This window comes from Filomicrobium sp., from assembly GCF_025698805.1.
Taxonomy (GTDB): domain Bacteria; phylum Pseudomonadota; class Alphaproteobacteria; order Rhizobiales; family Hyphomicrobiaceae; genus Filomicrobium; species Filomicrobium insigne.
The window spans coordinates 52,656-78,962 of sequence record NZ_JAILWT010000010.1 but is presented as its reverse complement, the minus strand read 5'-3'; the positions used below and the strand labels follow the sequence as shown (position 1 = coordinate 78,962).

At 57.7% G+C, this 26,307-nt stretch carries 24 protein-coding genes; 17 read left to right on the top strand and 7 right to left on the bottom strand.

Going from position 1 to position 26,307, the window contains the following annotated elements:
• The 4 genes from K5845_RS19280 to K5845_RS19265 form a co-directional block, all read left to right on the top strand.
• Positions 1 to 165: GlsB/YeaQ/YmgE family stress response membrane protein (locus K5845_RS19280; protein ID WP_287959714.1), on the top strand; the 165-nt coding region annotated here is incomplete at its 5' end.
• 38 nt (positions 166 to 203) lie between these two features.
• On the top strand, positions 204 to 494 hold the full coding sequence (locus tag K5845_RS19275; protein ID WP_046478597.1) for a hypothetical protein: 291 nt from the start codon (positions 204 to 206) through the stop codon (positions 492 to 494).
• 101 nt (positions 495 to 595) lie between these two features.
• Entirely contained in the window at positions 596 to 1,597 is a 1,002-nt protein-coding gene (lipA, locus tag K5845_RS19270) for a lipoyl synthase (protein WP_287959712.1), read from the top strand.
• Between the two features lie 72 nt (positions 1,598 to 1,669).
• A complete protein-coding gene (locus K5845_RS19265; protein WP_287959711.1) occupies positions 1,670 to 2,143 on the top strand; it encodes a type II toxin-antitoxin system RatA family toxin in 474 nt (157 codons plus the stop codon).
• A gap of 29 nt (positions 2,144 to 2,172) precedes the next feature.
• Here K5845_RS19265 and K5845_RS19260 read toward each other — a convergent pair whose 3' ends face one another.
• The 4 genes from K5845_RS19260 to K5845_RS19245 all read right to left on the bottom strand — a co-directional run bounded on the left by K5845_RS19260 (position 2,173) and on the right by K5845_RS19245 (position 5,585).
• Complete coding sequence (locus K5845_RS19260) at positions 2,173 to 2,982, bottom strand: pentapeptide repeat-containing protein (protein WP_090230630.1); 810 nt, start codon at positions 2,980 to 2,982, stop codon at positions 2,173 to 2,175.
• 25 nt (positions 2,983 to 3,007) lie between these two features.
• Entirely contained in the window at positions 3,008 to 3,511 is a 504-nt protein-coding gene (locus K5845_RS19255) for a CinA family protein (RefSeq protein ID WP_090230633.1), read from the bottom strand.
• 129 nt (positions 3,512 to 3,640) lie between these two features.
• Complete coding sequence (locus K5845_RS19250; protein WP_046478591.1) at positions 3,641 to 4,129, bottom strand: MarR family winged helix-turn-helix transcriptional regulator; 489 nt, start codon at positions 4,127 to 4,129, stop codon at positions 3,641 to 3,643.
• A gap of 187 nt (positions 4,130 to 4,316) precedes the next feature.
• Positions 4,317 to 5,585, bottom strand: a complete 1,269-nt coding sequence (locus tag K5845_RS19245; protein WP_287959710.1) for a bifunctional 2-C-methyl-D-erythritol 4-phosphate cytidylyltransferase/2-C-methyl-D-erythritol 2,4-cyclodiphosphate synthase — start codon at positions 5,583 to 5,585, stop codon at positions 4,317 to 4,319.
• 87 nt (positions 5,586 to 5,672) lie between these two features.
• On the opposite strand from K5845_RS19245, the gene dusB reads away from it, so the two are divergent.
• From dusB to K5845_RS19195, 10 genes are all read left to right on the top strand, one after another.
• Positions 5,673 to 6,683 carry a tRNA dihydrouridine synthase DusB gene (dusB, locus tag K5845_RS19240; protein WP_082101149.1) on the top strand — a complete coding sequence of 337 codons (1,011 nt, stop codon included), beginning with the start codon at positions 5,673 to 5,675 and terminating at the stop codon, positions 6,681 to 6,683.
• Positions 6,680 to 8,095, top strand: a complete 1,416-nt coding sequence (locus K5845_RS19235) for a two-component system sensor histidine kinase NtrB (protein WP_287959709.1) — start codon at positions 6,680 to 6,682, stop codon at positions 8,093 to 8,095. Before dusB ends, K5845_RS19235 begins: the two co-directional genes overlap by 4 nt.
• 20 nt (positions 8,096 to 8,115) lie before the next feature.
• A complete protein-coding gene (gene ntrC / locus K5845_RS19230) occupies positions 8,116 to 9,558 on the top strand; it encodes a nitrogen regulation protein NR(I) (protein ID WP_046478588.1) in 1,443 nt (480 codons plus the stop codon).
• Positions 9,559 to 9,795: 237 nt separating this feature from the next.
• The gene (locus K5845_RS19225; RefSeq protein WP_052743960.1) at positions 9,796 to 12,183 is read left to right on the top strand and encodes a sensor histidine kinase NtrY-like; all 2,388 of its coding nucleotides are present in this window, start codon (positions 9,796 to 9,798) and stop codon (positions 12,181 to 12,183) included.
• A 38-nt stretch (positions 12,184 to 12,221) separates the two neighbouring features.
• Positions 12,222 to 13,619 carry a nitrogen assimilation response regulator NtrX gene (gene ntrX, locus K5845_RS19220; protein ID WP_046478587.1) on the top strand — a complete coding sequence of 466 codons (1,398 nt, stop codon included), beginning with the start codon at positions 12,222 to 12,224 and terminating at the stop codon, positions 13,617 to 13,619.
• A gap of 131 nt (positions 13,620 to 13,750) precedes the next feature.
• Entirely contained in the window at positions 13,751 to 15,127 is a 1,377-nt protein-coding gene (gene trkA, locus K5845_RS19215; protein WP_046478586.1) for a Trk system potassium transporter TrkA, read from the top strand.
• 61 nt (positions 15,128 to 15,188) lie between these two features.
• Positions 15,189 to 16,094, top strand: coding sequence for a D-amino-acid transaminase (locus K5845_RS19210; RefSeq protein WP_287959708.1), 906 nt, complete (start codon positions 15,189 to 15,191; stop codon positions 16,092 to 16,094).
• 143 nt (positions 16,095 to 16,237) lie between these two features.
• Complete coding sequence (gene hfq, locus K5845_RS19205; RefSeq protein ID WP_046478584.1) at positions 16,238 to 16,492, top strand: RNA chaperone Hfq; 255 nt, start codon at positions 16,238 to 16,240, stop codon at positions 16,490 to 16,492.
• 39 nt (positions 16,493 to 16,531) lie between these two features.
• Complete coding sequence (gene hflX / locus K5845_RS19200) at positions 16,532 to 17,932, top strand: GTPase HflX (protein ID WP_287959707.1); 1,401 nt, start codon at positions 16,532 to 16,534, stop codon at positions 17,930 to 17,932.
• A 38-nt stretch (positions 17,933 to 17,970) separates the two neighbouring features.
• Positions 17,971 to 19,209 (top strand): FAD-dependent oxidoreductase, encoded by a 1,239-nt coding sequence (locus K5845_RS19195; protein WP_287959706.1) that lies wholly within the window; start codon positions 17,971 to 17,973, stop codon positions 19,207 to 19,209.
• 15 nt (positions 19,210 to 19,224) lie between these two features.
• Here K5845_RS19195 and mazG read toward each other — a convergent pair whose 3' ends face one another.
• A complete protein-coding gene (gene mazG / locus K5845_RS19190) occupies positions 19,225 to 20,106 on the bottom strand; it encodes a nucleoside triphosphate pyrophosphohydrolase (protein WP_287959705.1) in 882 nt (293 codons plus the stop codon).
• A gap of 34 nt (positions 20,107 to 20,140) precedes the next feature.
• Here mazG and K5845_RS19185 point away from each other — a divergent pair, with 34 nt between their 5' ends.
• Entirely contained in the window at positions 20,141 to 20,947 is an 807-nt protein-coding gene (locus K5845_RS19185) for a hypothetical protein (RefSeq protein WP_287959704.1), read from the top strand.
• Between the two features lie 54 nt (positions 20,948 to 21,001).
• On the opposite strand, the gene K5845_RS19180 is transcribed toward K5845_RS19185, so the two are convergent.
• Both K5845_RS19180 and K5845_RS19175 read right to left on the bottom strand, forming a co-directional pair.
• Positions 21,002 to 21,703 carry a DUF6639 family protein gene (locus tag K5845_RS19180; RefSeq protein ID WP_046478582.1) on the bottom strand — a complete coding sequence of 234 codons (702 nt, stop codon included), beginning with the start codon at positions 21,701 to 21,703 and terminating at the stop codon, positions 21,002 to 21,004.
• A 299-nt stretch (positions 21,704 to 22,002) separates the two neighbouring features.
• Complete coding sequence (locus K5845_RS19175; RefSeq protein ID WP_046478581.1) at positions 22,003 to 23,538, bottom strand: leucyl aminopeptidase; 1,536 nt, start codon at positions 23,536 to 23,538, stop codon at positions 22,003 to 22,005.
• Between the two features lie 431 nt (positions 23,539 to 23,969).
• On the opposite strand from K5845_RS19175, the gene lptF reads away from it, so the two are divergent.
• Together lptF and lptG are read left to right on the top strand one after the other, a co-directional pair.
• Positions 23,970 to 25,202, top strand: a complete 1,233-nt coding sequence (lptF, locus tag K5845_RS19170; RefSeq protein ID WP_046478580.1) for an LPS export ABC transporter permease LptF — start codon at positions 23,970 to 23,972, stop codon at positions 25,200 to 25,202.
• Positions 25,203 to 25,207: 5 nt separating this feature from the next.
• Positions 25,208 to 26,305: an LPS export ABC transporter permease LptG gene (gene lptG / locus K5845_RS19165; RefSeq protein WP_244464919.1), complete on the top strand. Its 1,098-nt coding sequence runs from the start codon at positions 25,208 to 25,210 to the stop codon at positions 26,303 to 26,305.
• The last annotated feature ends 2 nt before the right edge of the window (positions 26,306 to 26,307 follow it).

The window sequence follows — 26,307 nt, the reverse complement described above, 5'->3', positions numbered from 1 at the left end:
CTGATCCGATATCTCATCACCGGTGTGATCGGCGCCTTCGTTGGCGGGTATCTCTTCGACGCGCTGGGTATCCGCCTCGGCATACGCAGTGCACTACTGAGCCAGATCATCACAGCGACGGTCGGCGCTATCGTCGTCGTACTTCTGGCCCGCCTGATCGCCTAACCTGCTTCAAACAAAAACGATTTAACTGGGGCGATACCATGGAAGACGCGCTCGTCTATCTCGACAACCCATGGGTTGTCATGGTGATCAACGGCCTGATTGCAGGCTGGTTGGCTGGTCTCCTGCTCGGCGGCGGGGGCCTGATCCGTAATTTGATCGTCGGCATCCTGGGCGCGCTTCTTGGCGGACTGTTGGTCCAGTTGGGCGTTATTGCTCTCCCACCCTCGGTCACCGATGTAACCAGTCAAGTTCCGTTCGGAACGCAGATTCTGGTCTCGACCATTGGTGCGATCATCGTCGTTCTTCTAGCAAGGCTGATTGCGCGCTAAACGGGGACGAGACTACGGCGGACGGAGGGGTTGATCGGAGGGCCTATTTAGCCACCTAATAGTGCGTCACAGCACACAACATAGGTTTGCCCCCGATCATCATGGTTACTGTTATCGACAAGGTTTCGCCGCCGGAACGCCCGCGCCACCCGGAAAAGGCCCACCGGCCTGACACGGAACGCTTACCCAAACCGTCATGGATCCGGATCAAGGCACCCAGTTCGGACGCGTTCGTCAAGACGCGCGCCATAGTGCGCGAACACAACCTGCATACCGTCTGCGAGGAAGCTGGCTGCCCCAATATTGGTGAGTGCTGGACGAGCCGTCACGCTACCATGATGATCATGGGCGACACCTGCACGCGCGCCTGCGCATTCTGCAACGTGAAAACCGGCCTTCCTTTACCGCTCGACAAGAACGAACCCGCACGCGTCGCCGATGCCGTTGCGCGCTTGGTGCTACGCCACGTCGTCATCACGTCCGTGGACCGAGACGATCTACCTGACGGCGGCGCCCTTCATTTCGCTCACGTCATCGAAGCTATTCGCGCGGCAACACCCAGCACAACAATCGAGATCCTTACCCCGGATTTCCTGCGCAAGGATGGCGCACTTGAAACGGTCGTGGCAGCCAAACCCGATGTGTTCAATCACAACCTGGAAACAGTCCCGAGCCTCTATTTACGTATCCGTCCAGGCGCGCGGTACTTCCACTCTTTGCGCCTCCTTCAACGCGTCAAAGAACTCGACCCCTCTATGTTCACGAAGTCAGGGATCATGGTGGGACTGGGTGAAACACGCGAAGAAGTCCAACAGCTCATGGACGATCTACGCTCTGCGAATGTCGACTTTCTCACCATTGGCCAATATCTGCAGCCCACGCTGAAGCACGCAGAGGTGAAACGTTACGTGCACCCCGAAGAATTCCACAGTTATGAACGTATCGCTCTGACGAAAGGCTTCCTGATCGTTTCAGCAAGCCCCTTTACGCGTTCCAGCCACCACGCAGGTGAGGACTTCGCGCGTCTACGCGCTGCCCGCGAGGCTCAGCTGCAATCGCTCAACCAGCGACAAACAGCCGGTTGCCCAACGCCTGCACCCTGATAAGAACGGCGGGATCGTTACCGGAATAGGCTCGAAACTGAGCCAATCAAATTTACAAGCTCACGAAGGCCCATGCCCAGCTTCTCGACTCGACATCGCATGTCCTGGACAGCCAAGCAGATGTTCGATCTGGTCGCTGACGTCGAAACCTATCCGCAGTTCGTTCCGTTATGTGAGAATCTCACCATCACGCGGCGGGACGAACACCCCGACCATACGATGCTCGTTGCTCGCATGGACGTCGGCTACAAGGCGATCCGGGAGAACATGACGACCCGGGTTTTGCTGGAGCCCAACGAGAACCGCATCCTTGTCAAATACCTCCATGGCCCCTTCAAGCACCTCGAAAACCGCTGGAGTTTTCACGACGCGCCTGACGGCTGCGACGTAGATTTTTATATAACCTACGAATTCAAATCGATGATGCTGCAGATGCTGATGGGCGCGTTATTCGATCAAGCATTTCGCAAATTCACTAAAGCTTTTGAAGAGCGGGCCCGCAAAGTGTACGGCCCATACGGCCTTGCCGCTTCAGCGAGCGGATGAACGCTCAATCCGCATCGGAACGACGGCGGCTACTGCAATTCGCGTTTTCTCGCCATCCCAATGGCCTGCGCCAACCCAATCGTGTCATTGAGCTTGGCGCCATCTAAAATCGCGCCGGTAAAGTCAGCGCCCGCGACATCGGCTCCACTGAGATCGGCCCCGGAAAGATCCGCATCGCACAATCGTGCATCACGCAAGTTGGCTCCCCTCAGCTTCGCAAAGGCCAACATCGCGTGGCCGAGATTAGCACCGGTCAGGTTGGCGCCCGAAAGGTCGGCCGACCGCAAATCGCTACGCCAGATATTCTCGATAAAGCCTGTCCGGCCGAATGGTGCCAGAGTTGCTCCTGACATATTCGCCCCACGGAAGCTCGCGCCGTCAAAACGCCCGAACAGCTTCGCGTTCGTGAGATTCGCATCCGTGAAATCTGCAGCCTCCCCAGCACGAGGAACAAGCTCATTTGAGGTTGATGGCCGCAATAGACTGGCCTCGGAAAGGTTTGCGCGCACAAATCGGCTGGAGATGATCACAGTACGATCGAGACGAGCCCTGACCAGATCAACGCCACTGAGATCGGCGCCTGACAGATCCGCTCCAAACAGATCCGCTCCCGATAGTTTCGCGGCCTTAAAATTTAGCCCTGCGAGATCAAGCTGCGAAAGATCATGCCCGGCAAAGTCAACCGGAGTTCCTGCGTCGGCCGCAAAAAGCCTCTCGGTCATATCTCGCACGCTGAAGTCGGCAGCAAAGACGACGCCAGTTCCAGCGAGAAAAAGCCCCGCTGCGTAGCATCCAGCGATAGCTGAACCTCTAAAACCGCGAAACCAAGCAAGAGCCATTTTCTTAAATCTCCGACCTTTACCCTCAGGCGTCAGGATCAGCGATCATACCGCGAACGAGATCAAAAGCTGCTGCGACGGTTAGTTCACGCACTTGATTACGGCCGACATCACCGAAGCGCTTCTCTTCCACGATACACTCACGGTTCCTTCGTGCTGCCGCAAGATAAACAAGCCCTACTGGCTTCGTGGCGCTACCACCTCCCGGTCCCGCAATCCCCGTCACAGCAACGCAGATATCCGCATGAGCATGGTCCAGACCACCAAGGGCCATCGCACGCGCCACATCCCTACTGACCGCCCCCTGCGTTGCGATGAGTGCAGGACTAACACCGAGCAACTCGCTCTTCGCCTCGTTGGAATAGGTAACGAACCCGCGCTCAAAAACTTCCGACGAGCCGGCAACGCTCGTAAATGCAGCCGCGATGAGCCCGCCCGTACAGCTTTCCGCCGAGGCAACTTTGAGATCTGCTGCGCGCAATTCGCCCACCAGGCGAACCGCATCCTTTATCATCACGGCATTCAGCATGGACAGAACCGATCTCCATTATCGCCCTACCCGACGCGATACGAAAAAAACGGCGCGCCAGATAAGCACGCCGTCTTATGCAATCACAACTGCCAAACCTCGCCAACCCGGACGAGCATTCACCAAGTCTTAGGCCGCCACGAGCCGTTCGGCCTGAACCAGAAGCCCATCCAGGATATCGCGGCTCTCAGCGCCCATGGCCTTGGTTGCCCGTCGCTGAGCATCTGACCAAATGGGATAGGCGTCGCTCAAAACAGCCTGACCTTTTGGCGTCAGATGCAATCCGCGGCCACGACGTCCAGCCGGAGGATCCATAACGATATGGCCCAGCGCCAGTAGCCGCTTCAGGTTGCGCGACAGTGTTGATTTCTCGATGTCGAGTTCGTGGCCGATCTCCACGGCCGTGATACCATCGCGTGCAGCCAACTGCGCCAGCAACGTGTATTGGCTCGCCGTAATGCCCAAAGGCCGCATCGCATCGTCATAGACGCGCGTCACGATGCGCGAAAGCTGACGCACGCGCGTTGCGAGACACGACGTAGCTGTGCTATCTGCGATTTCCTTAATCGATGGCTCCTGCATGACAGGACGATCGACGGTTTCGGCCATCATATTCATCTGGGCCCCCCAAAAAGCCGGATTGTGTTCATACAACCCCTAATGGCGCGATTCTCTCCACAGGGCAATCAAAACCCCGTCACAATCGAACCTAAATCGTAGGGGGCGGCAACTCTGCGAAGCGCAAATCAATCAAGGGGATGCTGAAGTGAGGCGAACCGGCAACGCCACTCCGCCATCCAGTCCCCTAATACGGCAACAGAACCGTGGCGCTTGCCATTGCCGCGAGACCTTCGCCCCGACCGACAAAGCCAAGCCCCTCCATCGTCGTTGCCTTCACGCCGACATTCCGAATATCGATTTCGAGGATCGCAGCGATCGCCGCACGCATCGCATCTCGATGCGGACCGATCTTAGGTGTTTCTGCCAGCAACGTGACGTCAACGTTACTGATACGGCCCCCGCGTTCACGCGCCCGACGCGCCGCATCCTCAAGAAAGATATTTGATCGCGCCCCTTTCCACTGGATGTCACTTGGCGGGAAATGCGCGCCGATATCACCATCACCCAGGGCTCCAAGGAGCGCATCTGTGAGAGCATGAAGTCCAACGTCGGCGTCCGAGTGGCCAACAAGACTGTGGCTATGTTCAATGCGCACCCCACACAGCCAAACATGGTCACCGTCGCCGAAGCGATGAACGTCGAAGCCCGTTCCAACGTGCGGGACAAGGTCACGATCTCTCGATGATAGAAGTCGATCAGCCAGAATGAGATCCTCCGCCGTTGTCAGCTTTCGATTTGCGCTGGAACCCTCAACTACAACGACATCCAGGCCCGCCCACTCAGCAATGGACGCATCGTCGGTAAAGCGGTTTTCACCCGAAGCCGCGGCCTTTCGATGGACGTCTAATATTTCAGCGAAGGTGAAGCCCTGCGGAGTCTGTGCGCACCACAACTCCTCGCGGGGAATAGTGGCACCTATGCGCCCTCTGTCATCGACGTGCTTGAGCGTATCAGCCAAAGCGCTCGCCGCAATCGCTCCCCTCGCTCCTGCTTCGAGCGCGGAAATAACCCTATCAATGATCTTGGCATCGGCGAACGGTCTAGCGGCATCATGGATCAGCACGACGTCGGGGTGTTCCCCGGCCAGGGTTTCAAGCCCGGCAAGAACAGATTGCTGACGTGTGTCGCCACCGACGATGGGAGCGCGCAACTTCATCGAGCAATTCCGAGTAGCGCCGAGATACAACTCCTGATCGTCAGGATGAATCACGACGGCGAGCAGATCGATTCGGGGATGAGCGTCGAACGTATCAATAGAGCGCCGAAGAACAGGAACACCGCCGACCAAGGCATATTGTTTCGGCGATCCGATCGTCCCGCCGGCTCGATGTCCCCGCCCCGCGGCGACGACCAATGCTGCAACCTTCAAAGTCTTAGCCTTTTTGCTGCGCCCAGACGCGCCTTCATACCTACCGACTGGGATTTCAGCAATTGCCCCGGCAAAAGCGTGCATGACGCACTTGCGAAAGAAATCTGCCTGCCCTAATCTGCACAATACCAAGGCATAAAAATTACATGCACAAAAAGTAGGCCAATCTGGATGAGCATGATACCCGCCGGCCCCTTAACTATCGGCCGACATACGTCAGAAAACGCCGTACTCCTCGCGCCAATGTCAGGGGTGACGGATCTGCCGTTCCGCCAACTCGCCCACCGTTTAGGGGCAGGCTGGGTCGTATCCGAGATGGTCGCCAGCTCCGAACTTGTCGCACAGCGCTCTGACGTCCTGCGGCGTGCAACTGGCTCCGAGCTGACACCGTTCGTTGTGCAGTTGGCCGGACGCGAAGCCCGTTGGATGTCCGAGGGCGCGAAAATTGCCTGCGATCTAGGCGCTGAGATTATCGATATCAACATGGGCTGCCCGGCGCGCGAAGTGACAGGCAAGCTGTCAGGCAGCGCCTTGATGCGGAACCCAGAACACGCGCTGGGCCTCATCGAAGCTGTCATCGAAGCTGTCGACGTCCCCGTCACGCTCAAAATGCGTTTGGGCTGGGATCAGGACACGATCAACGCGCCCGAACTCGCCCGCAAGGCCGAGAGCGCCGGAATACAGCTCGTCACAGTCCACGGCCGCACCCGCTGCCAGTTTTTCAAGGGCAAGGCGAACTGGGCCAGGGTTGCCGAAGTCAAAACCGCCGTCAGCATTCCCGTCATCGTCAACGGCGACATTACGACGCCGGACGACGCGAAAACCGCCATGGAGCTCTCGGGCGCCGATGGCGTCATGATCGGGCGTGGAGGATATGGCGCTCCTTGGCAGCCCGGACGTATTGCACGAAGCTTAGCCGCCGGACGCGATATGGGTCCGCCATCACTGCCCGAACAAAAACGCATCGCCTGTGAACACATAACCGCGATGCTGGCCCACTATGGCGAAGCACTCGGCCTGCGCAATGGCCGCAAGCATATCGGCTGGTATCTTGAGACTAGCGGCCGATTAACCAGCGAGCTGAAATCCTGGCGACGGCGCTTGTGCACGGATGACAACCCCATTCGCGTCTTAAAGGGGCTCGCTGAATTCTATGATCACGCCGGCGAGGTCGCCGCATGATCGACAAGTCCGACAACGCCGGCGGCAAATCAAAACGCAAGGCTCCCACGAAGAAGCCTGCAAAGAGCGCTGCAGCCCAGGGCAAGCCAAAAGCCGGAACCGCACCAAAAGCGAAAACCGTGAAGCCCGAAGCCGAAGCGTCAAAGCCGACGTCCACGCCCAGCACAGCGACGCTGAAACCCGTCGAAACACAGATCCTTTCAACGCCCTCGGCAGAACCACCACCCTCGCGGCCTGCCTTCACGCTGGCGCCGGATTATCGCATCAAGCGGCGCCCGGGTCCGAACAAACTCGCTTCAGCTGCCGAGATAAATGCACGGTATCCGCTGACCCAGGAAGCCTTGCTGGCAGCGCTGCCACATCCAATCTTTGTCATTGCACACGACAACCAGTTCATCTTCGCGAATTCCGCCGCCGAGTCCTTCTTCTCGACGTCGGAAGCAATGCTACGTCGCGTACGTCTGGATGATCTGCTCGGCTTTGGCTGTCCGCTCATCGCGCTTGCTGAGCAAGTGCGCGAGACCGGCTCGACTCTGAACGAATACGAAGTCGAGGTTGTCACCCCACGCTTCTCCGGCCCCAAATTGGTCGATGTCTACGGCGGGCCCATCATCGAGGTGCCGGACGCCGTCGTCCTTATGCTGCAGCAGCGTTCCATGGCGCACATGATTGAACGCCAGCTCACACATCGCGCAGCGGCACGCTCGGTGTCGGGTATGGCTGCCGTACTGGCCCACGAAATCAAGAATCCGTTGTCGGGAATTCGCGGTGCGGCACAGCTCCTGGAACAAAACCTCTCTGACGCCGACCGCGCACTCAGCCAGCTCATCTGCGCCGAAACTGACCGCATCCGGAAACTCGTTGACCGCATGGAAGTGTTTGGCGACGAACGCCCCCTAGTCAAAGAACCAATCAACATCCACGACGTACTCGACCACGTACGTCGCCTGTCCGAAAACGGCTTTGCTAAAGGCATCACCTTCGTCGAAGACTACGATCCTTCGCTTCCGCCCGTACCAGGCAAACGCGATACGCTGATCCAGGCGCTTCTCAACCTCGTCAAAAACGCCGCCGAAGCCATACGCGATCGCGAGCACGGCCGCATCTCGATACAAACCGCTTACCGTCCCGGCGTCCGCCTCTCGGTCCCCGGCACTGAAACGCGCGTCGCCCTGCCACTGATGATTCAGATCGAGGACAACGGACCTGGCGTTCCCGAATATCTCAGGCCGCACCTGTTCGATCCCTTCGTCACGACGAAGCCACAAGGAACCGGACTCGGCCTCGCCCTCGTCGCCAAGATTATCGGTGACCACGGCGGCGTCATCGAATGTGACAGCGAACCCAACCGAACAATCTTCCGCATTCTGCTGCCCACCCACGACCAGCCGCGATTAGGCAAACCTGGCTGACAGCAAGAGAAAGGCAAAGCATGGCTCGAGGTACGATCCTCATCGCAGACGACGACACGGCGATCCGCACCGTCCTTAATCAGGCCCTCGCTCGTGCAGGATATTCACCGCGCGCCACTGGCAATGCTGCCACGCTGTGGCGCTGGGTATCTCAGGGCGAGGGCGACGTTGTCATCACAGACGTCGTGATGCCCGACGAAAACGCTTTCGACTTGATTCCAAGAGTTAAGAAAGTCCGGCCGGATCTGCCGATAATTGTCATGAGCGCCCAGAATACGCTGATGACCGCTCTGACAGCAGCCGAGAAGGGCGCCTTCGAATATTTGCCCAAGCCCTTCGACATCAACGAAGTCGTAGCCATCGTCGGCCGTGCACTGCATGAACCGGCGCGCAAGCCAGCACGCACAGCAGCCGAGGGTGAGGGCGATGAACTTCCGCTGATCGGCCGCTCGCCGGCGATGCAGGAGATCTACCGTGTGTTAGCGCGTCTCACGCAGACCGACCTCACCGTTATGATCACCGGCGAGAGCGGGACAGGTAAGGAACTTGTCGCACGCGTCCTCCATGACTTCGGCCGACGGCGCCAAGGCCCGTTCGTCGCGTTGAACATGGCCGCCATTCCACGCGAACTGATCGAAAGCGAATTATTCGGTCACGAGAAGGGCGCCTTCACCGGCGCACAGGTGCGCACGCAAGGCCGCTTCGAACAGGCTGAAGGGGGAACGCTCTTCCTCGACGAGATCGGCGATATGCCGCTCGAAGCTCAGACCCGTCTTCTCCGCGTGCTCCAGCAAGGCGAGTACACGACAGTCGGCGGCCGCACACCTATCCGCACCAACGTTCGCATTGTCGCCGCCACACACCGCGAGCTGCGCACCCAGATCCAACAGGGTCTCTTCCGCGAAGACCTCTATTATCGGCTCAATGTTGTACCCTTACGGCTGCCGCCGCTGCGCGAGCGCGTCGAAGATATCGGCGACCTTGTCCGCCACTTCCTCCGCCAAGCGGCGCGGGAGGGACTTGGCCAACGCGCCATCGAAAGCGCAGCCATCGAGCGCCTGCGGCTCCATCCCTGGCCCGGCAACGTTCGCGAACTCGAAAACTTCGTCCGACGCCTTGTCGCTCTTTACACGCAGGACACGTTGTCCGCTGAAGTTATTGATCAGGAGCTTGCAACAGTACTGCCGCAGTCGACGGGGGACGTCGATGACCCGGCGAGCCTGGGCGAACTAACCGAGCGATATCTGCAGGGTTATTTTTCGGGCTTTGGAGGCGACTTGCCACCCGCAGGCCTCTATGACCGCGTGATCCGCGAGGTCGAACGCCCACTGCTCTCCGCCGCCCTCGCCGCAACCCGTGGCAATCAGATCCGTGCAGCCGAACTCTTAGGACTTAACCGGAACACGCTGAGGGCCCGCATAAAAATGCTTGATATCAAGGTCTTCCGTTCTCCTCAGCCTTGATCTTGTCTGAGGAAAACAGCCCGAGGTAACAATATTTTTTGCCGCTCATCGCCCGTTTCCTGCCACACTTGTTGCGTGGATACTGCTTTTAGGCTCGCTTCCGTCGCGAGAATGTCACAGTTTTAGACCTACTTGTGACTGACACGCGCCAGTGTTGCGTACCAGTCGGCAGAATTGATCGCGCCGTATGTGGAATCCAGGACGCCCGGAGCTAATCCGTGCGGGAAACGAGACGTAATGCCCTCAATTGTTGAAACGCTCAGGACCCGTACGCATAGTGCTGCTGCATGGCTCAACAAGCACACCCAGCTTGTTGCGATGCGGCTCCGCACAATCCTGAACCAGGTCGGTGACGATGAACAACCCGGTCTCGACCCTGGTAAGCTGATGGTCAGAGTCGGCTTGGTCACGGTTGTCCTATCGCTGATATCCGCGCTTCTGACCTTTCTTATCCTGACCGGCCTCACACCCATTGTACCGCGCCCTGAGGTTGTCGTTGGCGCGCTATTTCTGAACGTCAGTCTGATCATAGCGATGATCATCATCGTAGCCTCGCAAATCAGCGGGCTCGTGCGGGCATGGCGCGAAAAGGTGGCAGGAGCCCGCCTGCACATCCGGATCGTCGGACTGTTCTCTCTGATCGCCGCGTTGCCTGCGATCCTTCTCGCCATCGCGGCGACTGTGAGTTTTGCCCGCTCGCTAGACAACTGGTTCTCGGACCGCGTTCGCGCAATCATCGACAACTCAGTGGATGTCGCCCGCACGTACGTCGCTGAACACAGCCAGGTCATTCGCACCGACATCGTCAACATGACCCGCGACGTCAACGCGGCAGCTGATGAAGTCTCGAAGGATCCAAAAAGGCTGAAAGAAGTCATCCTGTCCCAGGCCGCCCTGCGAGACCTGCCGTCAGCATTCCTCATCGACAATGCCGGAAAACGCGAACTGACAGCCCTGGAAGACCAGAAACTACCATTCACATTACCCACCCCTGCGGCCATCCACGAAGCTGAGGCAGGGCAAATTCCACTCTCCGTATCGATGCGCGATCATCGCATCTCAGCGATAGCAAAGCTCGATGCGTTCCCCGGAAAATATCTCTACGTCAGCCGCGGCATCAGCCCGACCGTCCTGCGCCATCTCGACCAAACGGAGCGCAATGCCGCCGAATACACGGCGTTGCGTCGCGCCCGCGGCGGCCTCAAATGGGCGCACGGTTTGATGTACTTGACGATCTCCATGACAGCGCTGCTTGCTGCTATCTGGGCGGGCATGTGGTTCGCCGGACGCTTCGTCGCGCCCATCCGACGTTTGATTGCAGCGGCCCAGGAAGTCTCAACGGGGAACCTACAAGTCGCTCTGCCTGAAAAGCGCGGCGAAGGGGATCTGCGGCGTCTGTCTCAAACCTTCAACACCATGACGCGCGAACTCAAACATCAACGCGACGCGCTTGTCACGGCCAACGAACAACTCGAAATCCGCCGCCGCTTTATGGAGGCCGTTCTTTCAGGCGTATCCGCCGGCGTCATCGGCCTGGACAGCCAAGACCGCATTACCCTGGTTTCGCGCTCCGCCTGCGAACTCCTTGGTGTCGAACAAGATGACCTTGTCGGCAAACCATTCACCGTCGCCTTGCCTGAACTCGCACAGGTCCTGGAGAAGTCCAACGAACCTAATCTCAAAGCGCGACCGCAGGAGCAGATCTCAACCGTCGTTGAGGGCGAAGAACGCACATATGCAGTCAGGATCACTCATGAAAAGGCCGGAGACCAGGACGTCGGCTCTGTCGTCACGTTCGACGATGTAACCGAACTCGTTGTCGCCCAGCGCACGAGCGCTTGGGCTGATGTAGCCCGCCGCATTGCCCATGAGATCAAAAACCCACTAACGCCCATACAACTGTCGGCCGAGCGTCTTCGCCGTAAGTACGGAGAACGTATTGAGGGTGACCGTGAGACCTTCAACAAGCTGACGGAAACAATCGAACGTCAAGCCGGTCACATCAAAGGGATGGTCGACGAATTCGCAGCTTTCGCCCGGATGCCTAAACCCGAAATGAACCCTACGGACGTACGGGATGCCGTCCAGGAGGCCGTTCTCTTGTTCCGGGAGGCGCATCCCAACATCGAGTACCCGCTGGAAATCCCACGCGCTCCAATCTCTAGTTTGCTGGACCGAAGGCTGATCTCTCAGGCCGTCACCAACCTCGTGAAGAACGCAACCGAGGCCATTGAAACCGCTGCTCAGTCAGGTGACAAACCTGCCGACTGGCATGGCCGCGTAACGACGCGCGTGCGCCCCGAAAGTGATCGCGTCCACATCGAGGTGATCGACAACGGTACCGGGTTGCCACGCCAGAACCGCACGCGTCTGTTGGAGCCCTACGTCACGACGAAGGGCCACAAAGGCACGGGACTCGGCCTCGCTATGGTGCAGAAAATCACTGAACAGCATGGTGGCACCCTGACACTCGAGGATGCCGCATGCGTAACCGGAGAAGACACCACAGGCGCCGTCGTCCGCATAACGCTACCGCTCCAGGAGAGCCCTCATAAAACCGCCGAAAGCGGCGGATCCCCCAATACAACCGATCAAACAGAATCCCCGGCGACGACAAGCGGCTGAACCGCAAACACGTCCCCTGCGACACTAAGGAGCCACCGATGCCTGCTGATATTCTGATCGTCGACGATGAAGCCGACATTCGCGAATTGATTGCTGGAATCCTCGAAGACGAAGGTCACGCAACCCGCGTTGCACGTGACAGCGACGAGGCCCTGCGCTCCATTGAAGAGCGCCGTCCACAACTGATCATCCTCGACATTTGGCTACAAGGTAGCCGTCTCGATGGCCTCGAAGTTCTTTCCATCATCAAGCGCACTTATCCGGAACTGCCCGTAGTGATCATTTCCGGCCATGGCAATATTGAAACCGCGGTCACTGCCATCAAGCGCGGTGCCTACGACTACATCGAAAAACCGTTTAAGGCAGACCGCCTGATCCTCGTCACCTTACGAGCGCTGGAAGCGTATCAGCTTCGCCGCGAGGTCAAGGAACTCCGCGAACGCTCCACAGTGTCAGCCGAAATGATCGGCAAATCGGTGGCCGTAAATCAGCTGCGCAATCAGCTTGAAAAAGTCGCGCCCACCAACAGTCGCATCATGATCCGTGGCGCGTCCGGGACCGGCAAAGAACTTTCAGCGCGCGTCATTCATATGAAGTCGCACCGTGCGGAAGGCCCGTTCGTCGTCCTCAACGCAGCGGCCATGGCACCCGAACGCGTCGAAGAAGAACTGTTCGGCACGGAGGACCGCGTCGGCGGCCCACGCAAGGTCGGTGCTCTCGAAGAAGCACACGGCGGCACGCTGTATATCGATGAAGTTGCCGATATGCCGCTCGAAACCCAGGGCAAGGTACTGCGCGTTCTCGTGGAACAGAAATTCCTCCGTTTGGGCGGCTCACAGAAAGTTGCCGTAGACGTTCGCATTATCTCGTCGACGAGCCGCGATCTCGACCTCGAAATGCGCGAGGGGCGGTTCCGTGAAGACCTTTATCATCGCTTGAGCGTCGTGCCGCTCCGCGTGCCAAGTCTCGCCGAGCGCCGCGACGACATTCCCGAGCTGATCAACTATTTTATCGCCCAGCTCGCGCAGGCCTCCGGCCTTGCGCCACGGCGCATTGGTGAAGACGCCATTGCGGTTCTCCAGGCCCATGACTGGCCCGGGAACGTTCGCGAACTGAGAAACAACATTGAGCGTCTCATGATCCTCGCCGGCGGGGACCCGAACACCGTGATTACCTCCGATATGCTGCCGGAAGAAATTGGCTCTAACGTGCCCCTACCCGTTAATGGCGGCGCTGAGCACCTAATGTCTTTGCCGCTGCGTGAGGCCCGCGAGATCTTCGAACGTGAATATCTGCTAGCCCAAATTAACCGGTTTGGCGGCAACATTTCACGAACGGCCGAGTTTGTTGGCATGGAAAGGTCCGCTCTACACCGCAAACTGCGCGCGCTGGGCGTATCCTCCGACCAGCGGAGCAGTGAAGCGCGCGCCAGCTGACGTGAAACCCAGGCCGCAAAGAGGAGTTGACCGCAGCGCCTCAATCTGGCTGATCTTCGCCGTGTCGATGAATATTCGCATCGCGGTAACAGCCGGTTGAGCTGCCCCCCTCGGGGCGGCCATGGAGTACCATGAAAGTTATTATCTGCGGAGCAGGTCAGGTAGGCTCCGGCATCGCCGAGCGGCTATCTGTCGAGGGTAACGATGTTTCCATCATCGATGCCAGCCCGAAACTCGTTGAGCGCGCCAACGAAGCGCTCGAGGTAAGTGCCATCGCCGGCAATGCCGCGCACCCCGATGTCCTGGAGCGCGCTGGTGCCAATGACGCGGACATGCTGATCGCCGTCACCCTGCATGACGAAGTCAACATGGTCGCCTGCCAAGTCGCGCACACTCTTTTCGACATCCCGACCAAGATCGCTCGTGTACGCGCGCAGACGTATCTCGAGAAGCAATGGTCTCGCCTGTTCGCCCGAGAATCCATGGGCATCGACCACATCATTTCGCCTGAGATCGAGGTCGGCAATACGATCCTCCGCCGCCTTGAGCTGCCCGGTGCGTTTGAAACGGCAACGTTTGCCGACGGTAAAGTGACAATGGCCGGCATCTTCTGCGGCCCCGACTGCCCTGTCGTAGATACTCCGCTGAAGCAGCTGACGGAACTCTTCCCCGACCTGCCCGCCATCACAGTCGCTCTCGCACGCGACGGCAAACTCTTTACACCGCGTGGGCAAGACCAGATTGAGGAAGGCGATGAGGTCTACCTAATCGCCCCAACCGAACAGATTGCCCGCATCCTCAAGATATTTGGGCACGAGGAACGTCAAGCCCGACGTGTCGTTATCGCAGGAGGTGGCAACATTGGTTTCTACCTTGCCCACTCAATAGAAACGCGCGATCCCAACCTTCGCGTCAAAGTCATCGAAAAACAACGTGAGCGCGCTTTCGAGATCGCCGAACAACTCGACCGTGCTGTCGTCCTTCATGGCTCCTCCTTGAGTGAAGACATGCTGCGAGAAGCCGACATCACATCCGCCGACACGCTCGTCGCCGTGACAAATGACGATCAGATCAATCTGCTTACTTCGGCGTTGGCAAAGCAGCTCGGATGCAAGTCAAGCCTTTGCTTGGTCAACAGTGCCGACTATTCAGGCATGATCCGCAGTCTCGGCATCGACGCGCAGATTGATCCCCGTGCGACTACGGTAAGCCGCATTCTCCAGTACGTGCGTCGGGGACGCATCCGCGGTGTTCATTCCATCCATAACGGGACAGGCGAAATCATCGAAGCCGAAGTCCTCGAAACGGCTCCCATCTTGCATCATCCGCTGCGAGATGCTCCGATATCGGAGGGTGTGCGTATTGGTGCCGTTTTGCGCGATGGTGAGGTCATAAAACCCAACGGCGCACTCGAATTGGAGGTCAAAGATCGGGTCGTACTGTTTGCCGGCGCCGACTATGTTCGCGAAGTCGAACAGATGTTCCGTGTCAGCCCCGACTACTTCTGAGACTGAGAACCCGCTCGAGCGGCTATAAGGTCCGCGCGAATGCGTAAAGTTGAGTGCTGCAATGACCCGTGTCATCTACGTCAACGGCCGCTACCTGCCCTACCACGACGCCAAGGTTCACGTCGAAGATCGAGGTTTCCAGCTTGCCGATGCTGTTTATGAAGTCATCGAAGTCGGCGATAACTCCTTAGTTGATGCAACTCGACATTTGACCCGGTTGTGGCGCTCGCTATCTGAACTCTCCATCTCCCCACCAATGAGTGAACCCGCCCTGCGCCATGTTATGGGGCAAACCATACGCCGCAATCGCGTGCGCAATGGCTTGGTCTATTTGCAGGTGAGCCGCGGAGAAAGCCCTCGCGACTTTCTTTTCCCGGATCCCCCGGTCCCCCCAACGCTCGTCTGTCTGGCGCGTGCAACGATCCCAGCTCAAGTCGATCAACGAGCGGAAACAGGCATTCACATTATCACCATGCCCGAAACGCGCTGGAAGCGTTGCGACATCAAAACAGTTATGTTGCTCCCGGCCTGTCTGGCAAAGCAACAAGCCCATGCACAATCAGCGAGTGAGGCTTGGTTCGTTGATGCAGAAGGTCTCATCACCGAAGGCGCTTCAAGTAACGCATGGATCGTCGACCGTAGCGGCCGATTACTAACGCGCCCGCTGGACAACACCATCCTGCCCGGCATCACGCGTCGAACCGTAATGGATACGGCAGCCTCACTTGGCCTCGTTGTCGAAGAGAGCCCCTTCACCGTCGCCGAAGCGTTGGATGCTGCCGAGGCTTTCATAACATCAGCGACCAATACCGTAATGCCCGTCATTATGATCGATGGACAAAGGATCTCATCGGGGACACCCGGTCCCTTGTGCCGACAACTGCGCCGAAGTTTTGCCCGTGTAGCTGAGCATTCTCCGGTCGGTTATGTTCCCTCAAAGCTCGAAAACCAGGCATTCGCGCCCTAAGTTCACTCAACGAGCAAGAACATGCGAGGTCGCTGCTGAATTTATCAAATACCTGAGGTACAGTAGCTCCGTGCACAAGCACGTCACGACGGGCGCTTTTTTCAGCCCGATCCAAAAGACGAGAAAAGGCGGAAAGAAAAACTATGCCGGCAGAGCGAGTCCAAAGCCTTCAGGACACATTCCTGAATTACGTACGTAAGAACAAAACTCCATTGACAATTTTCCTTATCAACGGCGTAAAGCTACAAGGCATCGTCACTTGGTTCGACAATTTTTGCGTGTTGTTGCGCCGCGATGGTCATTCCCAGCTTGTCTACAAACACGCTATTTCAACCATCATGCCGGGCCAGCCAGTACATTTGATGGATGTAGAATCCACTGAGACAACGACCGGGTAGGTCCCCATAGACGATCGCACATACAAGCCTGCCGACCCAATGGCGACGCCGCCAACGAAGGCGCCGCTGTTGCTGCGTAAAACAGGTTCGGATCGCCCGAGCGCCATCGTTCTTGTCCCCGTTCTGCCAACCCGCAGAACGGGGACGGACGTGTCTGTCCGCACGGACACATCACAAAACTCCGTACACTCACCGGAAGAACGTGCGACGGAAGCACGTGGGCTCGCTGAAGCCATTGATCTGGATGTCAGGAAAACCCTGATCGTCCCTGTCGCGACCCCACGCCCGGCTACGCTCTTCGGCTCGGGCAAGGTCGAAGAGCTTCGCGAACTGATCGCTGAATCGGAAATAACCCTCGCGGTCATCGATCATGCCATCAGTCCGGTTCAGCAGCGCAATCTCGAACGCGCTTGGAATATTAAAGTCCTCGACCGAACCGGCCTCATCCTCGAGATCTTCGGCGCTCGTGCGCGAACCCGAGAAGGCCGCCTTCAGGTCGAACTGGCGCATCTGTCCTACCAGAAGGGCCGGCTCGTTCGCGCATGGACCCACCTTGAACGCCAACGTGGTGGCGGTGGAGGCGGCGCGAGCTTTCTCGGCGGTCCAGGTGAAGCCCAGATCGAACTCGACCGGCGCATGCTGCAGACACGCATCGACGCCATCCGTCGAGAATTGAACCAAGTCGTCAAGACACGTGCCCTTCATCGGAAAGGCCGGCGCAAAGTTCCTTATCCGATTGTTGCGATCGTTGGTTATACGAACGCAGGCAAATCGACCCTTTTCAATCGGATCACCGGCGCATCCGTGTTGGCCAAGGATCAGGTCTTCGCGACGCTCGATCCGACAATGCGCGAAGTTCGGTTGGCAAGCGGACGGCAGATCATTTTGTCGGATACGGTCGGCTTCATTTCCGATCTACCTACAAGTCTCGTCGCCGCATTCCGCGCTACGCTGGAAGAAGTCATCGAAGCGGATCTCATCCTGCACGTGCGCGACATCAGCCACGCGGAAAGCGAACTCCAGCGTCAAGACGTAGAACGCGTTCTTGCCGATCTCGACATTGATCTCACGCCAACCGACCGGCCTATTCTTGAGGTCTGGAACAAGATCGATCTCCTACCATCTGATGTGCGCGGCGTAACGGAAGCAACGGCCCAGCGCCAGGAAAACCGACCTGCCCTTGTTTCCGCGCAAACTGGTGAAGGCATTGAGGATTTACTCGCCGCCATCGATACGCGCCTCGGGGCCGACGATACCTATCTGACACTCGTCGTGCCTGCCCGCGAAGGAAAACTGCTGAGCTGGCTGCATGACAACAGCGAGATCCTTGAACGCACCGTCGACGACAACGGTGAAACGACTCTACGTTTGAGGATTGCCGCAGAAAAGCGCGGCCGGCTCTTGGCGCAATTACAGCATTTGAGATTGCGCGTTCAGTAGGCGAACTGTCGTAAACCTGGAGCCAACAGAGGCATTCCATGGCCGATTCACGACAAGCCCATTGCTGTATTGTTGGTGGTGGTCCCGCCGGGATGGTCCTCGGGGTCGTGCTTGCGCGCGCTGGGCTCGACGTCATTGTGCTGGAAAAGCATAGCGACTTTCTCCGCGACTTCCGCGGAGACACAATTCATCCCTCGACACTGCAAGTGATCAAAGAACTTGGCTGGCTCGAAGAATTCCTGGCACTCCCTCATCAAAAGGTATCCGAGATCGGAGCGGACTACGCCGACCAATTTTTGCCCGTCGCTGATTTTTCAAAGCTCCCCGTTGCCTGCCCTTATATCGCTCTCATGCCGCAATGGGATTTTCTGAATTTCCTCGCTGAGAAGGGGCATCGCTATCCTGGCTTCGAACTTCATATGCAAACGGAAGCGATAAGTCTCATTCGCGAGGGAGATAATATCGTAGGCGTGCGAGCACGCACTCCTAACGGGGACCAAACGTTCCATGCCGATCTGGTGATCGCCGCGGATGGACGCGGCTCCCTTCTTCGCGAAAGCGCAGGATTGAACGTTCGAGACCTTGGCGCTCCCATAGACGTTCTATGGTTTCGCGTTCCCCGTCACACGAGTGATCCTTCCCAGACTATGGCGAAGTTTGATCCCCCCCACATGGCCGTACTGCTCGACCGCGGAGACTATTGGCAATGCGCATATATCATCGCGAAGGGCAGCTTCGACGAACTCAAAAGCAAAGGACTGCACGAGTTCCACGCGAGCTTACGCGAGCTCTTACCCTTTGCAGCTGACCGAATCGACGGACTTGCCGACTGGAACGATGTGAAGCTTCTCAATGTGCGCCTCGATCGCCTCGAAACCTGGTGGACGAAAGGGCTGCTCTGCATAGGAGACGCGGCTCACGCGATGTCGCCCATTGGTGACGTGGGGATCAACCTCGCGGTCCAGGACGCAGTGGCTACGGCAAACATTCTGTTCGATCGGCTTAGCCGGCGGAACGTCCACAGCGAGAATTTGGCTGCGGTCCAAAAGCGTCGCATGTGGCCGACGAGGGTAACTCAAACCCTACAAGCCGCTGCTCATAACAGGCTCCTGACGCCGTTGCTTGCAGGTGAACTATCCGAATATCCGCCGCTCCCTCTGCGGCTCATTTCCTCAACACCGCTTCTGCGGCGTCTAGCAGGCCGTCTCATCGGATTGGGTGTCCGTCCTGAACACATAAGCGCTGAAGTGCTCAAGCCCAGAGGAGCGCTGGCCTAACCTCAGCCTCATCTCTCATCCAGTAGTCGGTTTGCGCTCCTGGTCCTTAGCCTCATCCCAAAGTGCATCCATCTCGATGAGATCACTACTGGATGGGCTCTTCCCGCGCTCCGCTAGTCTCTGTTCGATATACCTAAACCGTCGGCTGAATTTCTCGTTCGCTGCGCGAAGCGCATCCTCCGGATCGACATTCAAATGCCGCGCGACATTCGCCATGACAAAAAGCAAGTCCCCGAATTCTTCGCGAACACGTTCGGGCAATTGCTCTTGTGAAGCTTCTCCCTCCCCTCGAGGATCGTGTGGCAACGCCACTTCCTCGAGCTCAGCGAGTTCCTCACGCATCTTATCGAACACCGGCTTAAGGCTCGGCCAGTCAAAGCCCACCTTCGCAGCTTTGCTCTGCAACTTCACCGCACGCAGAAGAGCCGGTAGCGGCAAGGGAACATCGGCCAAAAGACCACCCGTCTCGCCATTAGCGTCATCTCCCTTTGCTGCGGCCTTCTCCGCCTTCTCTGCAGCCTTGATCCGATCCCATGCACCCTTCTGCAGGCCCACGGCTCGCTCGGCAGGAGTTCCGAACACATGGGGATGTCGCCGCAGCATCTTGCGAGTGATGCCGTCCGTCACATCATGAAAATCAAATGCACCAGCTTCCTCAGCCATACGCGCGTGATAGACAACCTGAAGCAAGAGGTCGCCGAGTTCTTCCCTGAGGTCTACGAGGTCTCCTCGTTCGATCGCATCCGCAACCTCGTACGCTTCTTCAAGCGTGTAGGGAGCAATCGAAGCAAAGTCCTGCTCGAGATCCCAAGCACATCCCGTTACGGGTGTCCGCAACGCCGCCATCACCACGAGCAGATCTCCGATCGTCTTCTTTCCGGCATCGTCGTTATTCACAACAGCTCCCACGAAGTTAGTCTAAGAACACCTTGTGGATGTGCGACTGGGTGTCAGCAGCATGTTCGGGCACAAGTCGGAAAACCTGCGCTATGAGGCCGGTATGATCGTCCTGAGGTTCATCGTCAACGTCGCTATACTGGCCTTCGAAATCGCCTTGGTCGCTGCGGCCGCTTGGCTGGGCTTGCATCATCCGCTTACTTTTGCCGCCCTTACGGCCGGTCTGACACTCGCCTTTGGCTTAGTGCTGGAACATGCACGCCTGAGACACGAGTTACCGTTCTATTTTGGCAAAGGATTTTCTGGCCACGCTCTGTTCGCGCGACTGATGGCTTTTATCGATGCCATTGTGAAAGCATTGTTGGCAGGACTAATGGCGCTGATTACGTTTTCCGGAACGGATCCGGAACGTCTCTTCTGGGTCGCGATCTTTTTTGGCGTTTCCATCTTTGCTGGATCGAGTCTATTGCGACGCCTGTCGATCTCGCTCAACGCACAACCTTCGCGCTGGGGCTATTTCCGTTTGGCAGCCCCTCTCGGGCTCCTCTTCTCATTTGCCCTCTCCTTCCTTCCCACTAAGAGCTTTGCCGATATCGGCATGACGATCGTATTCGACCTTCCCGCCAAACCGAGCATCTCTCAAGCCAGCGAGGTTCTCTTCGTCCTCAAGCAGAAGTTCGATGCCATGATCGTGCTGGCACTCTCAGGCTTCATGAGCCCCGAAGCTGCGCAACTTGCTGGAACGCTCGTCAGCGTGAATGTCCTGAGCGGCTTCGTCATCGCGATCTACGCTGTCCTCATCGCCGAGGCCGTTCGTTGGCTTGAAGAGGCCTCGCCCTGAAGAAACAACCTCACGCTCTCATCGAGAGCTGAATTGGTCATCACAGTGGCACAATCATTCGAGTTCCTGTGAAAACACAACACGCCCTGCAACTATCTTGCTGAGCATCTCGCAAGACTGCCCATGTCGAAAGAGATGTCGGTGCGCGTTTGCTCCGAAGCGCAATGGCGCCATCGCTAGGTAGATGTCGTTGAACATCTCAACATCAAGCGATGTAGGCCTTTGAAAGGTCGACAGGAACAGATCACGAGTCTTTGTTGGCATCGAGTTTATCTGGACCGCATAGGCCACATACTCATGCGCTGCGATCGGAAGATTCCGATGCCCGATGTGCTCGCGGAAAACCGCATGCGCAACTTCGTGAACAACAAGGCTGTCGTATACATCGCGGAGAGGAAGCCGGCGATATGCAGAGCCAGGTAGAAGGATTGTCCGCATCGCCTCAAACGTCGAAATCTGGATGCGCCATCGTTTGGCATCGAACAGGGCGATAACCGGCAACCCAAACGGCTGAATGACCTCACTTAAGATCTCGACACGAAGCTTGCGCTTCTGCGGCAGTCCGCAATATTCGAAAAATGCGTTCGCACGCTTGGCAGACGCACATACCGCTCTACCCTCAACGTCAGAACTGCCAGAGACCTCAATCGGAATCCCTGGACAGTCGAGGGCGAGCGCACGCACGCCGAGCGCATGAGCCACGCTCGCAAGCAGAAGAACCGTAAAGCCCAGGACATAACGCCGATTTCGTGCCACGTGCGAGCCTCCCGTATCAGCTCGTCTTCGTGACACTTAGCCGCCAGCGGGCCACTTCCCTATGATCTCGCTCAAGATAAAGCGCAGAAAGGTTAATCAACGTTCCGGACAATCTCCGGCCATCGAGGAGAGAAATCCCCTTACGCACGAAAAACCGCTATTGTCGGGCAACCTCGAAGCTCATTCGCATAATATATATTATGGAAAATAGTAAAATATGAACGCAGCTTAACAGTGCGTTAAAAAGTTGCTGGCGGACGGTGAAACCCCTCCCGCCAGCGAACGATCAGATTGAGGCCTTAGCCCTCATGCTCATTGGCGACAAACCGATCGAGCAGACGCACACCCCAACCGGATGCCCAGCTCTGGTTGATCGCATTGCGCGAAGAATCCATCGCCGTGCCCGCGAGGTCGATGTGCGCCCAAGGCGTGTCCTTGTCTTTGACAAAGCGCTGAATGAACTGTGCTGCGGTGCATGCGCCCGCCCAGCGACCGCCCAGGTTCTTCACATCCGCGTTTTTAGAGTCGATGAGCTTGTCGTAAGCCTTATCCAAGGGCATCCGCCAGATCTTCTCACCCGTCTCCTTGGACGCTTTGAGCAGGTTGTCCGCCAACGCATCATTGTTGGAATAGAGCCCCGCATATTCCTTACCCAGCGCGATCATGATGGCGCCAGTCAGCGTTGCAAGATCAATCAAGAGCTTTGGCTTGAAGCGCTCCTGCGCATACCAGAGGACATCAGCCAGCACGAGCCGGCCTTCGGCGTCCGTGTTCAACACCTCGATGGTCTGACCGGACATCGAGCGCACGATGTCGCCCGGACGCTGAGCGGTGCCCGACGGCATATTCTCCACGCAGCCGATAATACCGACGGCGTTCACCTTGGCTTTGCGCGCACCCAAGGCGTACATCAGGCCAACGACGCAAGCCGCACCGCCCATGTCGCCCTTCATGTCTTCCATGCCCTGAGCGGGTTTGATGGAGATACCGCCCGTATCGAAGACAACGCCCTTTCCGATGAACGCCACGGGTGGAGCATCCTTCTTGCCGCCCTGCCAACGCATCACGACAACCCGAGCCGGCCGCTCGCTGCCCTGAGCGACGCCGAGCAACGCGCCCATTTTCAGCTTTTTGAGATCGTCAACGTCGAGCACTTCGACTTTAACGCCCACATCCTCAAGAGCCTGCGCGCGATCGGCAAACTCAACCGGGCCAAGCTCATTGGCTGGTTCATTGACGAGATCCCGCGCGAGATGCACACCCTCCGCAATTCCCTTTAGGCGAGCAAATGCCTTCTCCGCCTTCTTGGGCTCAGCACAATGAATGACGAGTTTTTCCAACCCGTTGGCCTGAGCGTCCTCGCCCTCGTCTTCCTTCGTTGCTTTGGACTGATATTTGCGGAAGTTGTAGTGGCGCAACTGAGCACCGAATGCGAGGTTCGCAGCCAAATCGACGGCGCTGGGCTCATCGGCGTCGAGTTGTGCAACGATGCTTGCTGACTTGGCTTTACGCGACAGGATCTGCCCAGCTGCAGTTCCCCCCAGTAGCACCCAGTCATCTTCACGGGCATCGGCCGGATCACCAACACCGAGCAAAATGACCCGCGTCTCTTTAAGTCCGTGAGGCGCAAGCACTTCCACCGTCGTTTTGGCTTTTCCTGAGAAAGCTGCCGCCTTAGCCGCTTTTTCCAGACCGCCAGATGCGTCTTCGTTTGCCTCACGTCCGACCTCTGAGAAAACAAGATCACGGGCGACCAGGAAGCAGGTGACGTTCTCGCGGTCGGCTTTCAAGGGCGCAAACGTAATCTCGAACGCGGGTGCCTTTTTGGCGGGCATTAGCTGGCTCCATTCAGGGTTTGACGAATTTGCAGCTTCAGAAGAAGACGCTGGGGCTTGCGGTCCAGATACATGGTCACTTACGCGAGATCCGTATTGGGCCGGTGAGGCGTGCGCCACGCCAAGCGTCGATTGGGCTCCGAAGGGATTAGAATAGCCGCAGATTAGTCACCCGCACGGCTCGATCAAGCCGCTAGCCGCCCGCCAAGTGATATTAACCTAGATTCTCAGCAATTTCGGCCGCTTTCCGGCTGAAATAAGCCCGGCGAGGACACTTATGAGCACACATTCAACAGCGCACGGACCACCAGCCGAATTTCCGCCACCGTGCTATGAGAGCGAACCAGCTTCCCGTTGATAGCATAGAGTCTCTCATAAGCAGGATCACGGAACTGCTCTACCCTGACGCCACAGCTAAAGCCAAAACATAGATGTCAATCATCTCCAAATACGTATTTCGGCAAGCTGCGGGCGCGTTACTGCTGATTCTGCTGTCGTTGGGCGGCATCGTCTGGATCGCATTGGCGCTCAAGCAGTTGAACGTCGTCACCTCGCAAGGCCAGGACGGCTGGTTATTGCTGAAAATGACGACGCTGGCCTTGCCCAACCTGCTGGCAATCATCGCACCGTTCGCGATGCTGATCGCTGTCATGCACACACTGAACCGGCTGAACGGCGACAGTGAGTTGATCGTGCTGACGGCCTCCGGCGCTACTGTGTGGACAACTGCGAGGCCCCTCATCGCTCTCGCGTTGCTAGTTACGATGGCGGTCGGGTTCGTCAATCACATCGGCATGCCGTGGAGCCTCCGGCTGCTGCGTGAATACATCATCCAGGTCCGCACCGATCTGCTAACACAAGTTATTCAACCTGGACGCTTTTCTACCGCCGAAAAAGGCCTGACGTTCCATATCCGCGAACGCACCCCGAACGGCGATTTGCGTGGCCTGATCATCAACGATACGCGCGACAAGAAGCTATCTCAGGCATATCTCGCCGAAGTCGGTCAGATCGTGAAACAGGAGTCGGGTGCGTTCCTCGTCATGACGGACGGCCACATTCTGCGACGGGCTGAAGATAGCGACGCAGCTCAGATCATCGAATTTCAAAAATACGCCATCAATCTCGCTGCGCTCGACGAGAACGAGCCTTCTCACGTCGATTATAAGCCGCGCGAGCGCTATCTGGACGAGCTTCTCAATCCAGCGCCCGACGATAAAACCTACCACGCCCAACCAGGCCTCTTCCGCGCAGAGTTGCACGAGCGCTTCGCGAACCCGCTATATCCCATCGCCTTCGTACTCATAGCCTTGGCTGCCGTAGGTCAGGCGAAATCAACACGACAGAACCGCACTGAGGGCGTAATCCTAGGTTTTGTTGCTGCCACCGGCGTCCGTATGGGCGGCCTCGCAGTCAACAATCTCGTAGCGCTAAATCCCGTCTTCATCCCGCTGCTCTACGCGCTTCCAATCCTCGCTTGTATTGCCGCGCTCGCTCTTGTCGTGCACAACGCCCGCCCACGCGCTGGACCTTCTCGCCTGGAGAGCCTACGAGACGTGGTGACCACCGCTATTGGCACTGTCATCACGAGCTTGCTGGGCCGCCTCCGCTTGGCACGACCGCAGCCGGCAGGCCCAGGCCCCGCAACATCTAGGAGCCGTTGATCATCGTGGGGATCGGAACCGCCACACTCAACTGGTACGTCGGACGCTGGTTCCTGACGACCATCCTCGGCACCTTTTTGTTGTGTAGCGCACTCATCTTCATGATCGACTTTGTCGAGTTGCTTCGCCAAGCGGGAAAATACGGCAGCGTTCCCGCTTGGCTGTTGGCATGGATGGCGCTTCTCCGATTGCCGGCGTACACCGAGTTCCTATTACCGTTTGCAATCATGACGGGATCCATCGCCGCCCTCCTGCAACTGAGCCGCAAAAGCGAACTCGCTGTGATGCGCGCCGGCGGCATGTCGGTCTGGCAATTCCTGCTGCCTGGTTTCATCGTGGCTGTCACGTTGGGCGTCTTTGCAACGACCCTCTACAATCCGTTGGCAGCCGCAGCGCGCGAAAAGGCGGAAGCGATTTTCGCGGACGCTTTTGGAAGAGACGTCAATCTCTTAAGAGCCAAATCGGGTGAATCATGGCTTCGTCAGAACGGCATTGACGGACAATCCGTGATCAATGCCGTCCGGGCCTCAAATCAGGGGCTTACGCTGACCGGCGTCATCGTGTTCGTCTACGACAATGATGGCGGCTTCGTCGAACGCATCGATGCAGCCCGCGCTGATCTCAAAGAAGGGTACTGGGAGCTTCGCGATGCGTGGGTCTCCGGCGTCGGGAGAGAGCCGCAAAAATACGATTTCTACATGGTGTCCACATACCTTACACCGGATCGCGTTCAGGACGCTCTCGGAACGGCTATTTCCGTCTCCTTCTGGGAGCTCCCTGGCCTCATCGAAGTCGCTGAAAAAGCAAAACTTTCAGCCACAACCCTGCGCATTCAGTACGAACTCCTCCTGTCAAGGCCACTCTTGTGCTTTGCGATGGTGCTTTTGGCGGCGACTGTGTCGTTGCGGTCATTCCGATCAGGCGGCATCCAGACTATGGTCGTCACCGGAATGGTAGGGGGATTGGGTTTCTTCTTGCTTGCTGAAGTTTCACGACAAATCGGCGCCGCGGGGTTAGTGCCGCCTTGGGCGGCAGTTTGGTTGCCGGTTGTTTTGGTGATCTTGGTTTCGTTGACGGTGCTCTTGCACCAGGAGGACGGCTGAGT

Coding starts and splice junctions, on each gene's coding strand:
- hflX (WP_287959707.1), top strand. CDS start 16,532: ATGGCGACGCCGCCAACGAAGGCGCCGCTGTTGCTGCGTAAAACAGGT.
- lptF (WP_046478580.1), top strand. CDS start 23,970: ATGTCAATCATCTCCAAATACGTATTTCGGCAAGCTGCGGGCGCGTTA.
- K5845_RS19195 (WP_287959706.1), top strand. CDS start 17,971: ATGGCCGATTCACGACAAGCCCATTGCTGTATTGTTGGTGGTGGTCCC.
- K5845_RS19245 (WP_287959710.1), bottom strand. CDS start 5,585: ATGCACGCTTTTGCCGGGGCAATTGCTGAAATCCCAGTCGGTAGGTAT.
- K5845_RS19235 (WP_287959709.1), top strand. CDS start 6,680: ATGATCGACAAGTCCGACAACGCCGGCGGCAAATCAAAACGCAAGGCT.
- K5845_RS19225 (WP_052743960.1), top strand. CDS start 9,796: ATGCCCTCAATTGTTGAAACGCTCAGGACCCGTACGCATAGTGCTGCT.
- dusB (WP_082101149.1), top strand. CDS start 5,673: ATGAGCATGATACCCGCCGGCCCCTTAACTATCGGCCGACATACGTCA.
- K5845_RS19265 (WP_287959711.1), top strand. CDS start 1,670: ATGCCCAGCTTCTCGACTCGACATCGCATGTCCTGGACAGCCAAGCAG.
- K5845_RS19260 (WP_090230630.1), bottom strand. CDS start 2,982: ATGGCTCTTGCTTGGTTTCGCGGTTTTAGAGGTTCAGCTATCGCTGGA.
- K5845_RS19250 (WP_046478591.1), bottom strand. CDS start 4,129: ATGAATATGATGGCCGAAACCGTCGATCGTCCTGTCATGCAGGAGCCA.
- ntrX (WP_046478587.1), top strand. CDS start 12,222: ATGCCTGCTGATATTCTGATCGTCGACGATGAAGCCGACATTCGCGAA.
- K5845_RS19175 (WP_046478581.1), bottom strand. CDS start 23,538: ATGCCCGCCAAAAAGGCACCCGCGTTCGAGATTACGTTTGCGCCCTTG.
- lipA (WP_287959712.1), top strand. CDS start 596: ATGGTTACTGTTATCGACAAGGTTTCGCCGCCGGAACGCCCGCGCCAC.
- K5845_RS19255 (WP_090230633.1), bottom strand. CDS start 3,511: ATGCTGAATGCCGTGATGATAAAGGATGCGGTTCGCCTGGTGGGCGAA.
- hfq (WP_046478584.1), top strand. CDS start 16,238: ATGCCGGCAGAGCGAGTCCAAAGCCTTCAGGACACATTCCTGAATTAC.
- K5845_RS19210 (WP_287959708.1), top strand. CDS start 15,189: ATGACCCGTGTCATCTACGTCAACGGCCGCTACCTGCCCTACCACGAC.
- ntrC (WP_046478588.1), top strand. CDS start 8,116: ATGGCTCGAGGTACGATCCTCATCGCAGACGACGACACGGCGATCCGC.
- K5845_RS19275 (WP_046478597.1), top strand. CDS start 204: ATGGAAGACGCGCTCGTCTATCTCGACAACCCATGGGTTGTCATGGTG.
- trkA (WP_046478586.1), top strand. CDS start 13,751: ATGAAAGTTATTATCTGCGGAGCAGGTCAGGTAGGCTCCGGCATCGCC.